Consider the following 18,640-nt stretch of genomic DNA (forward strand, 5'->3'; position numbering starts at 1 on the left):
GGCCGCCGGACCCCGATCGAGGAGTCCGGCGGCCTTCGTACGGTCGTACGGCCGGAGCCGGCTATATGACCAGCGACAGCAGCAGCACCACACCACCGGCGACCACGGAGATGATCGTCTCCATCAGCGACCAGGTCTTGATGGTCTGCCCGACCTTCAGGCCGAAGTACTCCTTCACCAGCCAGAAGCCGGCGTCGTTGACATGGCTGAAGAAGAGGGAGCCGGCGCCGATGGCCAGGACCAGCAGGGCCGTGTGCGTCGTCGACATGTCGGCCGCGAGCGGGGCCACCAGGCCGGCCGCCGAAACGGTCGCCACGGTCGCCGAGCCGGTCGCGAGCCGGATCGCCACGGCGATCAGCCAGGCCAGCAGCAGGGCCGGGATCGACCAGTCCTCGGAGATCTCCAGGACCATCTGCCCGACACCGGAGTCGATCAGCGTCTGCTTGAAGCCACCGCCCGCCCCGACGATCAGCAGGATGCCCGCGATGGGCGCGAGTCCCTTCTCGACGGTCCCCGACAGTCGCTCCTTGGTGAACCCGGCGGGCCGGCCCAGCGTGAAGAACCCGAGCAGCACCGCCGCCAGCAGCGCGATCAGCGGCGAGCCGACCACGTCGAAGACGCGCTGCACGGTCTTCTCCGGGTCGTCCACCACGATGTCGACCAGCGCCTTGGACAGCATCAGCACGACCGGCAGCAGGATCGTCGCCAGCGTGGCACCGAAGCCCGGACGCCGCTCCAGCTCCTCCGAGGCGCGCTGCGGGATCATCCGGTCCGGCGCGGGCACGTCCACCCAGCGCGCGGCGACCTTGGAGAACAGCGGACCGGCGATGATCACGGTCGGGATCGCGACGAGCACACCGAGCGCCAGCGTCACACCGAGGTTGGCCTGCACGGCGTCGATCGCGACCAGCGGGCCGGGGTGCGGCGGCACCAGGCCGTGCATCACTGACAGACCGGCCAGCGCCGGGATGCCGATCCGCATCAGCGAGTAGTTGCCGCGCTTGGCGACCATCAGCACGACCGGGATCAGCAGGACGACGCCGACCTCGAAGAACAGCGGCAGACCGATCACGGAGGCGATCAGCACCATCGCCCACGGCATCGACCGCCCGCCCGCCTTGGCGAGGATCGTGTCGACGATCTGGTCGGCGCCGCCGGAGTCGGCGAGCAGCTTGCCGAGGACCGCGCCCAGCGCGATCAGCACGCCCACACCGGCCACGGTCGAGCCGAGCCCGGTGGTGAAGCTGGCGATCGCCTTGTCGAGCGGCGCCCCGGCGAACGCGCCCAGCGCCAGCGACCCCACGGTCAGCGCCAGGAAGGCATGAAGCTTGAACTTGGTGATGAGCAGGACGATGACGGCGATGCCCGCCAGCACGGCGACGCCCAGCTGGGCGTGCCCGGCCGAGGTGATGGGCTCGACGGTGTCCGCTGCCAGCATCTCGACGCTGAGTCTGGTCACGGGGATTCCCTTGCAGGTACGGGGGACGGGGGAGGGGTGGTGCGGGAGTTACAGCGCCGGATCGGGGAGGGCGCTCAGCGCGTGCGCGGCACGCTCGGTGATCTCCTCCGGGGATCCGGAGACGTCGACGGCCACGCCGGCCTCGTCCGCCTCGAGCGGCTGGAGCGTGGCGAACTGCGAGTCGAGCAGCGCGGTCGGCATGAAGTGCCCCTGCCGGTGCGACATGCGGTCCAGGATCAGCGCGCGGTCGCCCGTGAGGTGGACGAACACGATGTCCGGGGCGGCCGCCCGCAGCCGGTCGCGGTACGACCGCTTCAGCGCGGAGCTGCTGACGACACCGCCGAGCCCGGCCCGGCCGTGCGCCCAGGTTCCGATGGCGTCGAGCCAGGGCCACCTGTCGTCGTCGTCCAGCGGGACACCGGCCGACATCTTGGCGATGTTGGCCTGCGGATGGAAGTCGTCGCCCTCGGCATAGGGGACGCCGAGCCGGGCGGCGAGCAGGGGACCGATCGTGGTCTTGCCCGTTCCGGCGACGCCCATCACCACGACGACGTGGGGGGTACGCATCACTGCCTCGCTGTCTTCTTCGACATGCGACGTCGACCTCCGACGTCTGACGTCGCCCTACTGAAACCTATTAGGTACGACGAATTCAAGAAGCTGTGATGAATAAGTCTGACTTTTTATGTCCGTAGCGGCCCCCGTACCCTGAGTGCATGACCACACCGGGCCGCGGGCTGCACGGCCGTGTACTGGACACCCTCGGGCCCGAGATCACCGCGGGCGACTACCCGCCGGGCAGCGTGCTGCGCACCGACGAACTGGCCCAGCGCTTCGACGTCTCCCGCTCGGTGATGCGCGAGGCGGTGCGCGTCCTGGAGTCGATGCACCTGGTGGAGTCCCGCCGAAGGGTGGGCGTGACCGTGCTCCCCGAGTGCGAGTGGAACGTCTACGACCCGCAGGTCATCCGCTGGCGCCTGGCCGGCGCCGACCGCCCGCGCCAGCTGCGCTCGCTCACGGTCCTGCGCTCCGCCGTGGAACCCGTCGCCGCCGGGCTGGCCGCCCGCCACGCCACCGCCGAACAGTGCGCCGAGCTCACCGAGTGCGCCCTCGGCATGGTCGCCCACTCACGCGGCCACAAGCTGGAGGGCTATCTGTTCCACGACATCGCCTTCCACCGCGCGATCCTCACGGCCTCCGGCAACGAGATGTTCGCCCGGCTCGGCGATGTGGTCGCCGAGGTCCTGGCCGGCCGCACCCATCACGACGTGATGTTCGAGGACCCCGACCCCGCGGCCGTCACCCTGCACGTCCGGGTCGCCGAGGCCGTCCGCGCCCGCGACGCCGCCCGCGCCGAGGAACTCACCCGCCAGATCACGGTCGGCGCCCTCCAGGAACTGGACATCCTGGCGCCGTAGAAGACCGCCCTGAGGCGGAGGGCTCTACTCCAGGAAGTCCCCGTCGACGTACACCCACGCCCCGTCCACCCGCTCGAACCGGCTGCGCTCATGCAGCGAGCCGCCTCGGTACGACGCCCGGAAGGTGACCGTGCCGGTGGTGTGGAAGGCCGAGCCGGCGGACGTCTGAAGGATCTCCAGCCCGGTCCACCGCATGGCCGGGTCGAGGTCGAGGCGCGCCGGGCGCGTGCGCGGATGCCAGGTCCGCAGCAGATAGCCCGTGTCCTGCCGCACGAAGGCGCTGTAGCGCGACCGCATCAGGGCCTCGGCGGTCGGCGCGGCCGCCGCACCCGCGTGGAAACGCCCGCAGCAGGCGTCGTACGACTCGGGCAGCCCGCACGGGCACGCACGCGTGGTCATCGCCGAAGTCCTCCGCAAAAGCATCCGACAAAAGCAGAAGACCCCTGGTCAACAGGGGTCTCAGCTGGTGTCCGAGGGGGGACTTGAACCCCCACGCCCGATAAAGGGCACTAGCACCTCAAGCTAGCGCGTCTGCCATTCCGCCACCCGGACAAGGTGTCTGTCGTGCGGGGTTTCCCCCGCGGCGACGTCGTAAACATTACCAGGCTTTCGAGGGTGCCCGATCACAGCCGGCCGTGAGCGCCCTCACGGCCCGCGCCGGCCCATGCCGCGTGAACGGCGTGTGTCGGGCCGGGACCGGTCTTGGGGCGGGGCCCGGCGGGGTGGAGGATGAGGGAGACCACCAGCAGTGGACCACCAGCAGTGACAGCGGGAGGAACCAGCGTGAGCCAGACGGGCACGGCCGGCGGCGTCACCGGCCAGGACGAGGTCGTCGACCTCTGCCGCGAGCTGATCCGGATCGACACCAGCAACTACGGCGACCACTCCGGCCCCGGCGAGCGCAAGGCGGCCGAGTACGTCGCCGAGAAGCTCGCGGAGGTGGGCCTCGAACCGCAGATCATCGAGTCCCACAAGGGGCGCGCCTCCACGGTCGCCCGGATCGAGGGCGAGGACCCGTCCCGGCCGGCCCTGCTCATCCACGGCCACACCGACGTCGTCCCGGCCAACGCGGACGACTGGACCCACCACCCCTTCTCCGGCGAGGTCGCCGACGGCTGCGTGTGGGGCCGCGGCGCCGTCGACATGAAGGACATGGACGCGATGACCCTCGCGGTCGTCCGCGACCGGATGCGCAGCGGCCGCAAGCCCCCGCGCGACATCGTCCTCGCCTTCCTCGCCGACGAGGAGGCGGGCGGCACCTACGGCGCCCGCTACCTCGTCGACAAGCACCCCGGCCTGTTCGAGGGCGTCACCGAGGCGATCGGCGAGGTCGGCGGCTTCTCCTTCACCGTCAACGAGAAGCTGCGCCTCTACCTGGTCGAGACCGCCCAGAAGGGCATGCACTGGATGCGGCTCACCGTGGACGGCACCGCCGGACACGGCTCGATGACCAACGACGACAACGCCATCACCGAGCTGTGCGAGGCCGTCGGCCGGCTCGGCCGGCACACCTGGCCGGTGCGGGTCACCAAGACCGTACGGTCCTTCCTGGACGAGCTCTCCGACGCGCTCGGCACCGAGCTCGACCCCGAGAACATGGACGAGACCCTCGCCAAGCTCGGCGGCATCGCCAAGATGGTCGGCGCCACGCTCAGGAACTCGGCCGCCCCGACCATGCTCGGCGCCGGCTACAAGGTCAACGTCATCCCCGGCCAGGCCACCGCGCATGTCGACGGCCGCTTCCTGCCCGGCTACGAGGAGGAGTTCCTCGCCGACCTGGACCGCATCCTCGGCCCCCGGGTCAAGCGCGAGGACGTGCACGGCGACAAGGCGCTGGAGACCGACTTCGACGGCAAGCTCGTCGACGCCATGCAGACCGCCCTCGGCGCGGAGGACCCGATCGCCCGGGCCGTGCCCTACATGCTCTCCGGCGGCACCGACGCCAAGTCCTTCGACGACCTCGGCATCCGCTGCTTCGGCTTCGCGCCGCTCCAGCTGCCGCCGGAGCTGGACTTCGCCGGCATGTTCCACGGCGTGGACGAGCGGGTGCCGGTGGAGGGCCTGAAGTTCGGCGTACGGGTGCTCGACCGGTTCCTCGACGCGTCCTGAAATCGCCCACTGAAACGACACTTCAACCCTCGTACGCGCGTGCGTAGTTGACCGAGAAGAGTGAATGCGCTCATCAGGTCGTAGCCCTAATCGGCGCTCCTCGTTACTGGTGTTGCGATCCGCGGCTTGGATCGCTTTGCCAACAAGGAGGAATAATGATCAAGAAGGTCGTCGCTGCTGCGGCTGCCACTGGTGGGCTGGTTCTCGCGGGTGCGGGCCTGGCCGTTGCCGACTCGGGTGCCCAGGGTGCCGCCGTGCACTCCCCGGGTGTCGCGTCCGGCAACGTCGTTCAGGTTCCGGTGCACATCCCCGTGAACGTCTGCGGCAACACGGTCTCGGTGATCGGTCTGCTGAACCCCGCCTTCGGCAACACCTGCGTCAACGACTGACGCCCACCAACTGAGGGGCGTCCCCACCCCGTCGGCCCCGGAGCGCGCGCCATGCGCTCCGGGGCCGACCGGTCTTTGCCGCGTTTTTTCACGAAAGCGTCTTTCACGAAAGGCAGGGATCAATACATGCGACAGGCCACCCGTAAAGGCCTCCTGACCATGGCGGCGGCCACCGGCGTGATCGCCGCCGCGGGCGGCGCCGCGCACGCCGCCTCCGGCGCGAGCGGCTCCGCCTCCAACTCGCCCGGCGTGCTCTCCGGCAACTCGGTGCAGGCGCCGGTGTCCGCGCCGGTGAACGTCTGCGGCAACACCGTCGACGTCGTCGGCGCGCTCAACCCGGCCATGGGCAACTCGTGCACCAACAACAGCGGTACGTCCGGCGACTCGGGTGACTCCGGTGGCTACGGCGACTCCGGTGGCTACGGCGACTCGAGTGGGTCGAGTGGCTCCGGTGACACGGGAGCCGACGGCAGCACCAGCGACTCCCCGGGCGTCGCGTCCGGCAACCACGTCCAGGCGCCCGTCGAGGCCCCGGTCAACGTCTGCGGCAACAGCGTCGACGTCGTCGGCGCCCTCAACCCGGCCATGGGCAACGACTGCGGCTCCGACCATGGAACGCGGCCCGGCCCGCCGGACGACGACAACGGCTACGGAACGCCGCCGGGACCGGGCAAGCCCGGCGTCCCGGAGGACCGGAACATCCCGCCCGCCCCGCCGTCGCCGGACCACCGCCCGCCGGCCGCCCCCCACGACGACTCGTCCGTCCACGGCCACCGGACACCGGGCACCGACCGGTCCGTGTCCCACCCGGCGGCACACACCGGCGGCACGGAACTCGCCTCCACCGGCATGGACCTGCCCGTCGGTGCGGCCGCGGCGCTCGGGGCCGGGGCCGTGCTCGGCGGCGCCGTCCTGTACCGCAGGGCGCGCAGGTCGGCGTAACACACGTCACATCCCTCATGACGGAGCGGGCCCCCGCAACTGCGGGGCCCGCTCCGTTTCCGCCGTCTTCGGGCGCTCACCAGGTGGCGCGCACCTGGCGGATGATCCTGCGCCGCAACCGCACCCTGCGGCTGCCGTCACGCATCAGACTCAGGCGGTACAACTCCCAGTGTCCGTACTCGGCATGGTCCGTCAGCAGACGTGTCGCCTCCTTGCGGGAGACCCCGCGCGGTACGTACACGTCGACAAATTCGTATTCCGGCATCGCATCTATTGTGCGGGCTGGGGCCCGGTACGGATAGCGTCTGCACTATGTCTGATGCTGCGCAGCCCACCGCTGCCGAGGTACGCGCCGCCGCCGAGGCGGTCAAGACCGCGCTCGACCGCCACCTGGCCGCGGTCGAACGCCGGTCGGGGGACGAGGACCCGGCCGTCTACGAGGCGTTCAACCAGCTTGCCGCGGCCGCAGAGGCGTACGACGAACTGCTCTACGACCGCTACGACGAGGTCACGCCCTTCGAGATCCCCGGCGCCGACTCCACCCCGCCCTACACGGGCCCGGAGGAGCCGAACGCGCTCAGCGTGCTGATCCGCCGCGACTACGCCGTGGTGGAGCCGCAGCGGCTGCTGGCCCAGGCCGAGCGGGTCGAGGCGGCCGAGTACGACGACGCGGACGCGGCGGGTACGGTGCACGGCGCGCTGGGCATCCTGTTCGGCGAGTACGAGCCGGACGAGATCGCCACCCGGCACAAGGAGTTCGGCCTGGAGGAGGGCGACTCCACGCTGTGGGTGATCGCCGCCGACGAACCGGCCGAGCCGGGCGAGTGGCTGGAGACGCCGTTCGACCACGTCGACCCCCAGCGGGTGGTCTGCCGCTTCGACGTCAGCGCGGTATTCGACGACGAGACCGACGACGACCTGGACGACGATCTGGAGGTCGTGGACGAGGTCGACGAGCCGGAAGAGGCCGACGAAGAGGACATCGACGAGGCCGACGCCGACTCCGACGTCGACTCCGACGAAGACGTGGACGAGGCCGACGACTACGGGTACGACTCCGAGCCCGACGACGAGCTGGAGCGGCTGGAAGCGGACCGCTGAGAGAAGCTGAGACAGCTGGGACAAGGGCGGCGGCGGTCGCGGGGACATCCCCCGCGGCCGCCGCCGCTGTCGTGCTCCGTCCGGGCGGGCTCAGTCCTGCGCGGCCTGCGGAGTCAGCAGCACCGGCAGCCGGGTCGTGCGCGCCTTCGCCGGCACCTCCGCGACCGCCCGCGGCAGCGCCTGCTCCACCCCGTGGACCACGGACAGATGCCGCTCGGCCCGGCCGAACGCCGTGTACACCCACGGCCGGTTCAGCGCCTGCGCCGCGTCCCCGGGCAGCACCACGACCGCCGCGGGCCAGCGGCCGCCGACCGCCTGGTGCGCGGTCAGCGCCCACCCGTGCCGTACGGTCTGCTCCACCCGCTCCTTCGGTACGACGACGGCCTCGCCCGCGCACGACAGGTGCAGCCCGTCGGCGTCGGCCTTGACCACCTGGCCGGGCAGCGTGCGGCCCGGGGCGGGGGAGTAGGCGACCCGGTCGCCGGGGTCGAAGCCGCCGAACCGGCCGGGGCCGGGGTTGAGCCGCTCCTTGAGTGCCGCGTTGAGCACGCGGGTGCCCGCGGCACCGCCGTGGCCCGGCGTGATCACCACGGTCTGCTCGGCGGGCACACCGATCGCCCGAGGCACCGAGTCCGCGACGAGCTGCACGGTCCGGTGCACGGCCTCGCCCGCGTCCCGCACGGGCACGATGACGATCTCCTTGCCGGGCGCGTCCACCTGCCCCAGCTCGCCGATGCCGATGCCGGAGACCAGCTCGCCCAGCGGGCCCGGGTCGGGCCGGCGCGAGGCGACCTGCGGGCAGATACGCGCGGCGAGCAGATCGGCGAACACCCGGCCCGGCCCCGCGGACCACAGCACGGCCGGGTCCCCGGCCAGCACCAGCCGGGCCCCGTCCGGCAGCGACTCGACGAGCAGCGCCGCCGTCTCCACGTCCAGCTGCGGCGCGTCGAGCACGACCAGCAGGTCCAGGTCAAGCGCCCCGTCGGAGTCCCGCCCCGGCCCCTCGGCGCCGGACAGCAGCCCGGCGACGGTGGCGGTGCCCGGCCCCTCCGGGGCATCCAGCAGAGCGGCGAAGCGGGCCCGGCCCACGGGGCTGTGGGTGGCCGCCCAGGCGCGCAGGCCCAGGGTGTGCGCGGTGTGCAGCAGGGCCGCCGGTTCGGCGAGGGAGGCGTCGGCGCCGGTGTGCAGGACCAGGCCGTGCGCCGCGACCGCGCGGATCAGCTCGGCGGCGGACCCTTGCGCGGAGGCGGCGGCGCTCTGCCAGTCCTCGGCCGAACCGCCCTGCTCGGGCGTCGAGTTGATCAGCCGGGCCAGGCCGTCGGCGAGGCTCTCCTCCGCGAGCGCGTACCGCTCGAGACCGACGAGGACCCGCACCGGGCGGCTCTCCTCGGCCTCCTCCTCGTCCTCGGCCGCAGGCGTGCCCGGCCCGTCCAGGGCGTCCTGGAAGGCCAGCGCCTCGCCCTCCGCGAGAGCGCCCTGCACGGCCGCGTCCGGGTCGGGCACGCCCCGCTGCCCCAGGGCCGCGACAAGCGTGGGCAGCTCCAGGGCGGTGTGCCCGGCGAGCGCGGCCTGCTCCAGCAGCCAGCCCGTCAGGGCCCGGCCGCGCCGCTCGTCGTCCGGCCCGCACTCCGCGCCGAGCAGCGCGCGCGCGAACCCGTCGGCCTGCTCGGGCCGCACCCCGGCGACCCCGAGCAGCTGCCAGGGGTCCTCGCGCAGCCGCTCCTCGGCGCCCTCGCCCAGCGCGGCCGCGACCTGCGCGGCGAGGGCCTCCGGCGCACCGCCCTCGCGCAGCACGCCCTGCACGGCCGCGACGGCCTCCGGGGCAGGGGTCGTGGAGCCGGGCTCGGGCGCGGCCGGCACCGGCTGGGGACGTCGTACCGGCTCGGGAGTCGCCGGGCGGCGCGGGGGCTCGGGCGTGCCGAACACGGTCGCCGGGGGCTTGGCCCCGCCCTCCACCGCGCGCACGGCGGCGAGCAGTTCGGCGGCCTTCCCGCTCAGCTTCGCCCCGCTGTCGACGGGACCCTGCTTCTCGGCCTTGCGCCGCTCGATCCGCTCCCGCTCCAGCCGCTGCGCGACCAACTCGGCCTCGGCCTCGGACAGCTCACCGGCGCCCTCGGCGCCCTCGGCGGCCTCCTTGGAGCCGTCCTCGGCAGCCTCCGTGGCGTCCGGGGCCTCCGTGGCCCCGTCGGCCCCCTCCACCGCGGCGGGCGGTGTCTCCGGCCCGGCGTTCTCGGTGGTCTCCGGCTCCGTGCTCACAGCGTGCTCCAGTCGTGATCGGGATAGCGGTGCACGGGCGCCGACACATCGTCGAGCGCCCGGCAGATCTCGTCAGGAAGACTAAGCGCCTCCACTGACAATGCCGCCGTGAGCTGCTGCGCGTTGCGCGCGCCGACGATCGGCGCGGCCACCCCGGGCCGGTCGCGCACCCAGGCGAGGGCCACCTGGAGCGGGGTCACCGCAAGGCCGTCCGCGGCCGTGCTCACCGCGTCCACGATCCGGCTCGCGGTGTCGTCGAGGTAGGGCTCCACAAAAGGCGCGAAGTGCTCCGAGGCGCCCCGTGAGTCCGGCGGCATCGCCTCGCCCCGGTACTTCCCGGTCAGCACCCCGCGTCCCAGCGGCGAGGACGGCAGCAGCCCGATGCCGAGGTCCAGCGCGGCAGGCAGCACCTCGCGCTCCACGCCGCGCTGGAGCAGGGAGTACTCCATCTGCGTGCTGGCCAGCCGGGTCCGCACCCCCGGCGCCGCCAGCTGCCAGGTCGCCGCCTTGGCGAGCTGCCAGCCGCAGAAGTTGGACACGCCCGCGTACCGGGCCCGACCGCTGCTGACAGCCAGGTCGAGCGCCTGGAGGGTCTCCTCCAGCGGGGTCGTGGGGTCGAAGGCGTGCACATGCCAGATGTCGACGTGGTCGGTGCCGAGCCGGGCCAGCGAGGCGTCCAGCGCGGCGAGCAGATGGCCGCGCGAGCCGTCGAAGCGGCGGTCGGGGTCCGGCACGCTGCCGGCCTTGGTGGAGATGACCAGATCCCGCCGTGGGATCAGCCCTTCTATGAGCCGCCCGAGGACGTACTCGGCCTCTCCGTCGCCGTAGACGTCCGCGGTGTCGACGAGGGTCCCGCCCGCATCCCAGAACGTCTTCAAGAGGTCCGCCGCGTCATGCTCGTCGGTGTCCCGGCCCCAGGTCAGGGTGCCGAGACCGATACGGGACACACGCAGGCCGGTGCGGCCGAGATGCCTCTGCTCCATGGACGCCGAGAGTACTGGCCGGAACCCGCCGTGTGGGGGCCTGTGGACAACCGTTTCCGATGATCGCAACACTGCCTTCGAAGGGGCCCGCGACACCCCTGCCCCGCGCCGCGGCCCGTGGGCTACTGTCTGCGGAACAGAGACGTTACTGATCAGTAAGGGGATCTGGCATGCAGCTCGGGATCAACCTCGGCTACTGGGGTGCCGGAATGGACTCCGACAACCTCGCCGTCGCGCAGGAGGCCGACCGGCTCGGCTACGCCGTCTGCTGGGCCGCGGAGGCCTACGGCTCGGACGCCGCGACCGTGCTGACCTGGGTCGCAGCCCAGACCGAGCGCATCGACGTCGGCTCGGCCATCTTCCAGATCCCGGCCCGCCAGCCCGCGATGACCGCGATGACCGCCGCCACCCTCGACTCGCTCTCCGGCGGCCGCTTCCGCCTCGGCCTCGGCGTCTCCGGACCGCAGGTCTCCGAGGGCTGGTACGGCGTCAAGTTCGACAAGCCGCTGGCACGCACGCGTGAGTACGTCGAGATCGTCCGCAAGGCCATGACCCGCGAGCGCCTGTCCTACGAGGGCGAGCACTGGACCCTGCCGCTGCCCGACGGCCCCGGCAAGCCGATCAAGCTGACCGTGCACCCGCAGCGCGAGCACATCCCGCTGTACATCGCCGCGATCGGCCCGAAGAACCTGGAGCAGACCGGCGAGATCGCCGACGGCGCCCTGCTGATCTTCCCCTCCGCCGAGCACCTGGAGGAGACCGCGATCAAGCACCTGCGCGCGGGACGCGAGAAGGCCGGCAAGACCCTCGACGGATTCGACATCTGCCCGACCCTGCCCCTCGCCCTCGGCGAGGACAAGGACGTCCCGCTGCTGGCCGACTTCTTCCGCCCCTACACCGCGCTCTACGTCGGCGGCATGGGCAGCCGCAAGCAGAACTTCTACAACCAGCTCGCCCGGCGCATGGGCTACGAGCAGGCCGCCACCGAGATCCAGGACAAGTACCTCGCCGGCGACAAGCAGGGCGCCGCGGCCGCCGTACCGCACGAACTGATCGACCGCACCACCCTGCTGGGCTCCGTCGACCGCATCGCCGACCGGATGAAGGCCTACGCCGCCGCCGGTGTCACCACCCTCACCGTGACCCCCGCGGGCTTCACCCTGGACGACCGCCTGGCCGCGCTGCGCGCCGGCGTCGAGGCCATGGAGCGCGCCGGGCTGGCGTGAGCCACCGGCATCGGCGGGAGGGGGAGTTTCAGCGGCCGTGGTGGGGGCTCGGGGGTCTTCCCCGCCACGGCCGTCATCCAGCACAACGCGCCGGACCGGGCCCGGGTTACGCACCGGGCACGTCCTCCTTTTGGCGGAGTCGCCCGACACAACTGTTGCGGCCCTTGCGGCACGGCACTTGACTCGTTCTTCGCGGACCCTGCGGAACCCGCGCATCCCGCGGAGAGCGAGAGGTGCCTCAGATGCTTTCGGCCAAGAGTCTTTTCCAGGAGATCCTCGACAACGACGAGTCCTTCCGGCTGTTCTGCTCCATCGCCGCCAGCGGGGAGTCGCAAGGAGGCTGGGAGAACGCCCGGATCGCCGCGCTGGTCCCCGCGAGCGAACGCGGCCTCGCCCCCAAGATCACCCGGCACGGCGCCGACGAGGACAAACACGGCCGGATCTTCAACGCCCTGCTGAAGAAGCGCGGCCTCGAACCCGTCCCCGTGCCGCCCGAGACGGACTACACGATGCTCCTGGAGCGCCACGGCATCGGCCTGGCCCACGACAAGCTCAAGGGCGACGAACCGCTCACCGTGCAGGACATCGTCACCTACCTCGCCCACAGCCGGGTCACCGAGCAGCGCGCCTCCGAGCAGATGGAACTGCTGCGCAGACACTTCGCCGACCACCCCGACATCGGCCGCGCGGTGAAGATGATCTCGAGCGACGAGGACAACCACCTCGCCTACTGCCACGAGGAACTCCTGCGCTTCGCCCGCGCCGGCCACGGCCACGCCATCCAGCGCACCCTGCGCGAGAGCGCGCTCGCCGAGATCCGCATCTACCGCGACGTCAGCCTCGCCGTCATGGCCCACATGGGCCGCCTCCTCGGCTGGTCCAGGGCCAGGTCGGCCGTCCTCGCGGCCGGCATCCACGCCGTGTACGCCTGGGAGCGGTTCGCGGGCTGGCGCCGCATGGTCCGTCTGAAGACCCCCGAACGCCGCGACGCGCTGGGCGGACCGGCCACCCCCGCGCCCGAGTTCGCGTGAGAGTTCGCGTGAGTCAGAGCCAGTCGCGGCTCTTGAACAGCCGGTACAGCAGCACCTCCAGGGCGGCCATGAGCCCGATCAGCGCCGGATACGACCACACCCAGTGCAGCTCGGGCATGTGGTCGAAGTTCATGCCGTAGATCCCCGCCAGCATCGTCGGGACCGCGGCCATGGCCGCCCACGCCGAGATCTTCCGCATGTCGTCGTTCTGCCGGACGCTCGTCTGCGCCAGATGCGCCGACAGGATGTCCGACACCAGCCGGTCCAGGCCCTCCACCGACTCGTTCACGCGCGTCAGATGGTCGCTCACGTCCTGGAAGTACGGCCGCGCCTTGGCGTCCACGAACGGCACCGCCACACCGAAGGCGCCGGTGCCCGCGAGCCTGGCCAGCGGCAGCGTCAGCGGGCCGGTCGCCCGGCGGAACTCCAGCACCTGCCGCTTGAAGGTGTAGATCCGCGACGCCGTGTGCCGCGACCCGCCGCGCTCCGGCGAGAACACCTCCGCCTCCAGCTCCTCCAGGTCCGTCTGCAGCTCGTCCGCGACCTCCAGATAGTGGTCGACGGTCGCGTCGGTGATCGCGTACAGCACCGCCGTAGGACCCTTGGCCAGCATCTCCGGCTCGTCCTCCAGACGTCGTCGTACGGCCTTCAGCGGGGCGCCCTCGCCATGACGGACCGTGACCACGAAGGAGTCACCGAGGAAGATCATCACCTCGCCCGAGGAGACGGTGTCGCCCTCCGGCTCGTAGACGACCGGTTTCAGCACCATGAACAGCGAGTCCTCGTACACCTCCAGCTTCGGGCGCTGGTGTGCCTTCAAAGCGTCCTCGACCGCCAGCGGATGCAGCGCGAACTCCTCGCTGACCAGGTCGAACTCGTCCGGTGACGGCTCGTGCAGACCGATCCACACGAACCCGCCGGCCGCGCGCGCCGTATCCAGCGCGTCGGACAGGTCCGACGGTCCCTCGGTCCGCCTCCCGTCGTGATAGACGGCGCAGTCGACGATCACGGAGCGAATTCTCCCCTCGGACGCCCGCCACCGCACCCGTTCATATGCCTACCCTGGTCGGCATGCCCACGCTGCTTCTGGTCCGGCACGGACGCTCCACCGCCAACACCGCGGGACTGCTCGCCGGCTGGACGCCCGGCGTCGCCCTCGACGAGCGCGGCCTCGCACAGGCCGCCGCGCTGCCCGGACGGCTCGCCGACCTCCCGATCCGCGAGATCGTCACCAGCCCCCTGCAACGCTGCCGGGAGACGATCCAGCCGCTGCTCGACGCCCGCCCCGACGTCACCGTCCACGAGGACGAGCGCATCGGCGAGGCCCACTACGGCGACTGGTCGGGCCGCAAGCTCGCCGAACTCATGGACGAACCCCTCATGCAGGTCGTCCAGGCCCACCCCTCCGCCGCCGCCTTCCCCGGCGGCGAGTCCATGCGCGCCATGCAGACCCGCGCCGCCGAAGCCGTACGGGAATGGAACGCGCGCGTGGAGCGCGACCACGGCGACGACGCCGTCTACCTCATGTGTTCGCACGGCGACATCATCAAGTCGCTCGTGGCGGAAGCACTCGGACTTCATCTCGACCTCTTCCAGCGGATCTCCGTCGAACCGTGTTCCATCACCGCGATCCGCTACACCCGCCTGCGGCCGTTTCTCGTCCGCCTCGGGGACACCGGCGACTTCGCCTCCCTGGTGCCGCGCGAGGAGCCCCCGAACGACCAGGCGACCGTCGGGGGCGGTGCGGGCGCACCGTGATCGTCGGCCGCAGTAGGGTGAATCCACCGCAACTGCGCCGCGATTGCCCCTCTTCACGATTCTTGGAGCTGGACGTGTCCCGTCAGGTGTTCCTCTACGACCCCCCGGACCGCTTCGTGGCCGGTACGGTCGGACTGCCCGGGCGCCGTACGTTCTTCCTCCAGGCCACCGCCGGCTCCCGGGTGACCAGCGTGGCCCTGGAGAAGACCCAGGTCGCCGCGCTCGCCGAACGGATGGACGAGCTGCTGGACGAGGTCGTACGCCGCACCGGAGGCAGCGCGGCCGTCCCCGCCGTCGCCCCCGCCGAGATCTCCGACACCGCCCCCCTGGACACCCCCGTCGAGGAGGAGTTCCGGGTCGGCACCATGGCCCTCGCCTGGGACGGCGAGGAACAGCGCATGATCGTCGAGGCACAGGCCCTCGTGGAGCTCGACGCCGACACCGAGGAGGACCTCGCCGAGGCGGAGGAGAGACTTCTGCAGGACGAGGAGAACGGACCCCCGATGCTGCGGGTCCGGCTCACCGGGGCGCAGGCCCGCGCCTTCGCCAAGCGCGCCCTGGACGTCGTCAACGCCGGCCGGCCGCCCTGCCCGTTGTGCAGCCTGCCGCTCGACCCGGAGGGACACGTATGTCCGCGCCAGAACGGATACCGCCGCGGAGCATGACACCGGCGGACCTGCTCGCCGAGGGCGAGCTGACCGTACGCGGACGCCTGCGCGAGGCCTCCAACGCGGCGCTCTACTGCACCCTGGCCCACGAAGGTCAGGAAATCACCTGCATCTACAAACCCGTCGCCGGGGAACGCCCCCTGTGGGACTTCCCCGACGGCACCCTCGCCCAGCGCGAGCTGGCCGCCTACGAGGTCTCGGAGGCGACCGGCTGGCAGCTGGTCCCGCCCACCGTGCTGCGCGACGGCCCCTACGGCGAGGGCATGGTCCAGCTGTGGATCGAGGCGACGGCCGACGCCGAGCTGCTCGCCCTGGTCGACGGCGAGGAGCCCGAGCCCGGCTGGAAGGCCATCGGGTTCGCCGAGGTGGGGGAGGGACAGACCGCGCTGCTCGTGCACGCCGACGACGAGCGGCTGCGGCGGCTCGCCGTGCTCGACGCGGTGATCAACAACGCCGACCGCAAGGGCGGCCATCTGCTGCCCGCCGCGGACGGCCGCCTGTACGGCATCGACCACGGCGTCTCCTTCCACGCCGAGAACAAGCTGCGCACCCTGCTGTGGGGCTGGGCGGGCGAGCCGCTGCCCGAGGAGGCGGTGGCCGTCCTGAAGGGGCTCAAGGAGTCCCTGCTGCCCGGCGGCACCCTCGCCGAGCGCCTCGCCCCGCTGATCACCCCCGCCGAGACCGACGCCACACGCGCGCGTGTCGAGGCGCTGCTGGCCTCCGGAAAACACCCCGAACCCAGTGGGGAGTGGCCCGCGATCCCCTGGCCACCCGTGTGAGCACACCGAGCGGCAGAACACAAGAGCGCCTTCCCGGCCAACCGGCGTCCTCCGGTTCGTATCCGGAACTCCAGTCCGGTTAGGCTCGACACATGCATGCCTGGCCCGCTTCCGAGGTCCCCGCCCTGCCTGGTCAGGGCCGCGACCTGAGGATCCACGACACCGCGACCGGTGGGCTCGTCACCCTCGAGCCCGGTCCCGTCGCCCGCCTCTACGTCTGCGGCATCACGCCGTACGACGCCACCCACATGGGGCACGCGGCGACCTACAACGCGTTCGACCTCGTCCAGCGCGTCTGGCTGGACACCAAGCGGCAGGTTCACTACGTCCAGAACGTGACCGACGTCGACGACCCGCTCCTGGAGCGGGCCAAGCGTGACGACATCGACTGGGTCGCCCTGGCGGAGAAGGAGACCGCCCTCTTCCGCGAGGACATGACCGCGCTGCGGATGCTCCCGCCGCAGCACTACATAGGCGCCGTCGAGGCGATACCCGGCATCGTGCCGCTCGTCGAGCGGCTGCGGGACATGGGCGCCGCCTACGAGCTCGAAGGCGACATCTACTTCTCCGTCGAGGCCGACCCGCGCTTCGGGCAGGTCTCGAACCTCGACGCCGCCGCCATGCGGCTGCTGTCCGCCGAGCGGGGCGGCGACCCCGACCGGCCCGGCAAGAAGAACCCGCTCGACCCGATGCTGTGGATGGCCGCCCGCGAGGGCGAGCCCAGCTGGGACGGCGCCACCCTCGGCCCCGGCCGGCCCGGCTGGCACATCGAGTGCGTCGCCATCGCCCTCGACCACCTCGGCATGGGCTTCGACGTCCAGGGCGGCGGCTCCGACCTCGCCTTCCCGCACCACGAGATGGGCGCCTCGCACGCCCAGGTGCTCACCGGCGAGTTCCCCATGGCCAAGGCGTACGTCCACGCCGGCATGGTCGCCCTGCACGGCGAGAAGATGTCGAAGTCCAAGGGCAACCTGGTCTTCGTCTCCGCGCTGCGCCGCGAGGGCGTCGACCCCGCCGCCATCCGCCTCGCCCTGCTCGCCCACCACTACCGCGCCGACTGGGAGTGGACCGACCAGGTCCTCAGGGACGCCCTGGACCGGCTCGGCCGCTGGCGCGCGGCCGTCTCCCGGCCGGACGGCCCGGCCGCCGAGGCGCTCGTCGACGAGATCCGCGAGGCCCTCGCGAACGACCTCGACGCCCCGGCCGCGCTCGCCGCGGTCGACCGCTGGGTCGCCCGCCAGGAGTCCGAGGGCGGCACCGACATCGGCGCGCCCGGTGTCGCCTCGCGCGCGGTGGACGCGCTGCTGGGCGTGGCTCTGTAGAGCGCCGTAGAGCAAGGCGAAGGGCACTTCCCCCCGCACATCCGGGGAGTAAGTGCCCTTCGCCATGGCTGTGTTGACAAATCGTCATGACCGCTGGGGCTGTGCGCCGGGCCGTCATGTGATGGGGTGAGCGCGTCCGACGATCACGCGGCTCGGCCCGCTCGGCCGGCCCCTCCGGGTAAGGACGCACCGTGGACTTCGCTTCACCGACACGCAGACACTTACTCACCGCCACCGCGGCCCTCTCGGCCGCCGCCCTCGCCGGCGGCACCGCCCACGCGGCCGCGGCACCCCGGCACCCCTGGCCCGAGCAGTTCCCGCTGCCGAACGGCTGGCAGCCCGAGGGCATCGCCATCGGCCCCGGCCCGTACGCCTACTTCGGCTCCCTCGGGCACGCCGACCTCTACCGGGTCCATCTCCCCACCGGCCGCGGCACCCGCGTGCGCACCGGCCTCGACGAGACGCACCCCACCGTCGGACTCAAGAGCGACCGCTACGGCCGGCTCTTCCTGGCGGGCGGCCCCAGCGGCGAGCTGCGCACGGTCGACGCCCGCACCGGCGAGGTGGAGCGGATCGTCCCGGTGGGCGGCTCTTTCGTCAACGACGTGATCCTCACCCCGGGCGCCGCCTGGTTCACCGACTCCTTCACCGACGCGCTGTACCGGCTCGAACTGGGCGCGCGCAACGAGCCCGGCGAGGCCCGCACCGTACGGCTCGGCGGGGACTGGGTGCAGGGCGACGACTTCACCGCCAACGGCATCGAGCGCACCCCCGACGGCAGCGCCCTGCTCGTGGTGAACGCCTTCGCCGGCGGCGGCACACTGATGCGCGTCGACCCGCGCACCGGCGTGGCCCGCGCGGTCGACCTCGGCGGTGCGCTCCTGCCCAACGGCGACGGCCTGCTGCTGCTCGGCCGCACCCTCTACGTCGTCCAGCAGTGGCAGAACGCCGTCGACGTCTTCCGCCTGAACTCCGCCGGCACCCGGGGCTCGCTGATCACCCGCATCCAGGACCCGGCCCGCTTCCGCATCCCGACGACGGCCGCGGCCTGGGGCGACCGCATCTACCTGCCCAACGCCCGCTTCGACGTCGAGGAGCCCACCTCCGACACCGACTACGACGTCGTGGCGGTGGACCGGGTGTGACACGACGAAGAGGGGCGGTGCGCCACGCACCGCCCCTCCTCGTCATGCAGTCAT

At 72.0% G+C, this 18,640-nt stretch carries 19 protein-coding genes and 1 tRNA gene; 12 read left to right on the top strand and 8 right to left on the bottom strand.

All coding sequences use genetic code 11. The features are described from left to right. Positions 1-61 precede the first annotated feature (61 nt). Both RKD23_RS30220 and RKD23_RS30225 read right to left on the bottom strand, forming a co-directional pair. Positions 62-1,459 (bottom strand): gluconate:H+ symporter, encoded by a 1,398-nt coding sequence (locus RKD23_RS30220; RefSeq protein WP_424856572.1) that lies wholly within the window; start codon positions 1,457-1,459, stop codon positions 62-64. 48 nt (positions 1,460-1,507) lie between these two features. Further along, the gene (locus RKD23_RS30225) at positions 1,508-2,026 is read right to left on the bottom strand and encodes a gluconokinase (RefSeq protein ID WP_424856573.1); all 519 of its coding nucleotides are present in this window, start codon (positions 2,024-2,026) and stop codon (positions 1,508-1,510) included. Positions 2,027-2,175: 149 nt separating this feature from the next. Between RKD23_RS30225 and RKD23_RS30230 the strand changes: the two genes are divergently transcribed. After that, the gene (locus RKD23_RS30230; protein ID WP_424856574.1) at positions 2,176-2,877 is read left to right on the top strand and encodes a FadR/GntR family transcriptional regulator; all 702 of its coding nucleotides are present in this window, start codon (positions 2,176-2,178) and stop codon (positions 2,875-2,877) included. Between the two features lie 24 nt (positions 2,878-2,901). Here RKD23_RS30230 and RKD23_RS30235 read toward each other — a convergent pair whose 3' ends face one another. Together RKD23_RS30235 and RKD23_RS30240 are read right to left on the bottom strand one after the other, a co-directional pair. After that, complete coding sequence (locus RKD23_RS30235; RefSeq protein ID WP_424856575.1) at positions 2,902-3,276, bottom strand: YchJ family protein; 375 nt, start codon at positions 3,274-3,276, stop codon at positions 2,902-2,904. 65 nt (positions 3,277-3,341) lie between these two features. Next, a tRNA-Leu gene (locus RKD23_RS30240) sits at positions 3,342-3,429 on the bottom strand. Positions 3,430-3,660: 231 nt separating this feature from the next. Between RKD23_RS30240 and RKD23_RS30245 the strand changes: the two genes are divergently transcribed. From RKD23_RS30245 to RKD23_RS30255, 3 genes are all read left to right on the top strand, one after another. Further along, a complete protein-coding gene (locus tag RKD23_RS30245) occupies positions 3,661-4,986 on the top strand; it encodes a M20/M25/M40 family metallo-hydrolase (protein ID WP_424856576.1) in 1,326 nt (441 codons plus the stop codon). Positions 4,987-5,141: 155 nt separating this feature from the next. Then, complete coding sequence (gene chpH / locus RKD23_RS30250) at positions 5,142-5,375, top strand: chaplin ChpH (RefSeq protein WP_424856577.1); 234 nt, start codon at positions 5,142-5,144, stop codon at positions 5,373-5,375. A gap of 126 nt (positions 5,376-5,501) precedes the next feature. Further along, the gene (locus RKD23_RS30255; RefSeq protein WP_424856578.1) at positions 5,502-6,317 is read left to right on the top strand and encodes a chaplin; all 816 of its coding nucleotides are present in this window, start codon (positions 5,502-5,504) and stop codon (positions 6,315-6,317) included. Positions 6,318-6,393: 76 nt separating this feature from the next. Here RKD23_RS30255 and RKD23_RS30260 read toward each other — a convergent pair whose 3' ends face one another. Next, positions 6,394-6,582 (bottom strand): DUF5703 family protein, encoded by a 189-nt coding sequence (locus RKD23_RS30260; protein WP_028422893.1) that lies wholly within the window; start codon positions 6,580-6,582, stop codon positions 6,394-6,396. A 47-nt stretch (positions 6,583-6,629) separates the two neighbouring features. Between RKD23_RS30260 and RKD23_RS30265 the strand changes: the two genes are divergently transcribed. Further along, positions 6,630-7,418 carry a hypothetical protein gene (locus RKD23_RS30265; RefSeq protein ID WP_424856579.1) on the top strand — a complete coding sequence of 263 codons (789 nt, stop codon included), beginning with the start codon at positions 6,630-6,632 and terminating at the stop codon, positions 7,416-7,418. A 90-nt stretch (positions 7,419-7,508) separates the two neighbouring features. Here RKD23_RS30265 and RKD23_RS30270 read toward each other — a convergent pair whose 3' ends face one another. Both RKD23_RS30270 and RKD23_RS30275 read right to left on the bottom strand, forming a co-directional pair. Next, a complete protein-coding gene (locus RKD23_RS30270; protein ID WP_424856580.1) occupies positions 7,509-9,674 on the bottom strand; it encodes a helix-hairpin-helix domain-containing protein in 2,166 nt (721 codons plus the stop codon). After that, on the bottom strand, positions 9,671-10,657 hold the full coding sequence (locus RKD23_RS30275; protein WP_424856581.1) for an aldo/keto reductase: 987 nt from the start codon (positions 10,655-10,657) through the stop codon (positions 9,671-9,673). The genes RKD23_RS30270 and RKD23_RS30275 overlap by 4 nt, the downstream gene beginning before the upstream one ends. A 170-nt stretch (positions 10,658-10,827) precedes the next feature. Between RKD23_RS30275 and RKD23_RS30280 the strand changes: the two genes are divergently transcribed. Both RKD23_RS30280 and RKD23_RS30285 read left to right on the top strand, forming a co-directional pair. Continuing rightward, positions 10,828-11,883 carry an LLM class F420-dependent oxidoreductase gene (locus RKD23_RS30280; protein ID WP_424856582.1) on the top strand — a complete coding sequence of 352 codons (1,056 nt, stop codon included), beginning with the start codon at positions 10,828-10,830 and terminating at the stop codon, positions 11,881-11,883. 242 nt (positions 11,884-12,125) lie between these two features. Beyond that, positions 12,126-12,914 carry a ferritin-like domain-containing protein gene (locus tag RKD23_RS30285; RefSeq protein WP_424856583.1) on the top strand — a complete coding sequence of 263 codons (789 nt, stop codon included), beginning with the start codon at positions 12,126-12,128 and terminating at the stop codon, positions 12,912-12,914. 13 nt (positions 12,915-12,927) lie between these two features. Here RKD23_RS30285 and corA read toward each other — a convergent pair whose 3' ends face one another. Further along, a complete protein-coding gene (gene corA, locus RKD23_RS30290) occupies positions 12,928-13,923 on the bottom strand; it encodes a magnesium/cobalt transporter CorA (protein ID WP_424856584.1) in 996 nt (331 codons plus the stop codon). Between the two features lie 62 nt (positions 13,924-13,985). On the opposite strand from corA, the gene RKD23_RS30295 reads away from it, so the two are divergent. The 5 genes from RKD23_RS30295 (at position 13,986) to RKD23_RS30315 (ending at position 18,586) form a co-directional block, all read left to right on the top strand. Beyond that, complete coding sequence (locus RKD23_RS30295) at positions 13,986-14,672, top strand: histidine phosphatase family protein (protein ID WP_424856585.1); 687 nt, start codon at positions 13,986-13,988, stop codon at positions 14,670-14,672. A gap of 74 nt (positions 14,673-14,746) precedes the next feature. Beyond that, on the top strand, positions 14,747-15,337 hold the full coding sequence (locus RKD23_RS30300) for a DUF3090 domain-containing protein (RefSeq protein ID WP_424856586.1): 591 nt from the start codon (positions 14,747-14,749) through the stop codon (positions 15,335-15,337). Further along, positions 15,301-16,119 carry an SCO1664 family protein gene (locus RKD23_RS30305; RefSeq protein ID WP_424856587.1) on the top strand — a complete coding sequence of 273 codons (819 nt, stop codon included), beginning with the start codon at positions 15,301-15,303 and terminating at the stop codon, positions 16,117-16,119. The genes RKD23_RS30300 and RKD23_RS30305 overlap by 37 nt, the downstream gene beginning before the upstream one ends. A 92-nt stretch (positions 16,120-16,211) precedes the next feature. Continuing rightward, entirely contained in the window at positions 16,212-17,441 is a 1,230-nt protein-coding gene (gene mshC / locus RKD23_RS30310) for a cysteine--1-D-myo-inosityl 2-amino-2-deoxy-alpha-D-glucopyranoside ligase (protein WP_424856588.1), read from the top strand. Between the two features lie 191 nt (positions 17,442-17,632). Then, complete coding sequence (locus RKD23_RS30315; RefSeq protein WP_424856589.1) at positions 17,633-18,586, top strand: SMP-30/gluconolactonase/LRE family protein; 954 nt, start codon at positions 17,633-17,635, stop codon at positions 18,584-18,586. Positions 18,587-18,640: the final 54 nt, after the last annotated feature.

Origin of the sequence: Streptomyces sp. SAI-170 (assembly GCF_049739565.1) — a bacterium.
Taxonomy (GTDB): Bacteria; Actinomycetota; Actinomycetes; order Streptomycetales; family Streptomycetaceae; genus Streptomyces.

Bases quoted from the DNA above. Each gene is read 5' to 3' on its own strand.
- RKD23_RS30225 (WP_424856573.1), bottom strand. From the start codon at position 2,026: ATGCGTACCCCCCACGTCGTCGTGGTGATGGGCGTCGCCGGAACGGGC.
- RKD23_RS30230 (WP_424856574.1), top strand. From the start codon at position 2,176: ATGACCACACCGGGCCGCGGGCTGCACGGCCGTGTACTGGACACCCTC.
- RKD23_RS30235 (WP_424856575.1), bottom strand. From the start codon at position 3,276: ATGACCACGCGTGCGTGCCCGTGCGGGCTGCCCGAGTCGTACGACGCC.
- chpH (WP_424856577.1), top strand. From the start codon at position 5,142: ATGATCAAGAAGGTCGTCGCTGCTGCGGCTGCCACTGGTGGGCTGGTT.
- RKD23_RS30255 (WP_424856578.1), top strand. From the start codon at position 5,502: ATGCGACAGGCCACCCGTAAAGGCCTCCTGACCATGGCGGCGGCCACC.
- RKD23_RS30260 (WP_028422893.1), bottom strand. From the start codon at position 6,582: ATGCCGGAATACGAATTTGTCGACGTGTACGTACCGCGCGGGGTCTCC.
- RKD23_RS30265 (WP_424856579.1), top strand. From the start codon at position 6,630: ATGTCTGATGCTGCGCAGCCCACCGCTGCCGAGGTACGCGCCGCCGCC.
- RKD23_RS30275 (WP_424856581.1), bottom strand. From the start codon at position 10,657: ATGGAGCAGAGGCATCTCGGCCGCACCGGCCTGCGTGTGTCCCGTATC.
- RKD23_RS30280 (WP_424856582.1), top strand. From the start codon at position 10,828: ATGCAGCTCGGGATCAACCTCGGCTACTGGGGTGCCGGAATGGACTCC.
- RKD23_RS30285 (WP_424856583.1), top strand. From the start codon at position 12,126: ATGCTTTCGGCCAAGAGTCTTTTCCAGGAGATCCTCGACAACGACGAG.
- RKD23_RS30295 (WP_424856585.1), top strand. From the start codon at position 13,986: ATGCCCACGCTGCTTCTGGTCCGGCACGGACGCTCCACCGCCAACACC.
- RKD23_RS30305 (WP_424856587.1), top strand. From the start codon at position 15,301: ATGTCCGCGCCAGAACGGATACCGCCGCGGAGCATGACACCGGCGGAC.
- mshC (WP_424856588.1), top strand. From the start codon at position 16,212: ATGCATGCCTGGCCCGCTTCCGAGGTCCCCGCCCTGCCTGGTCAGGGC.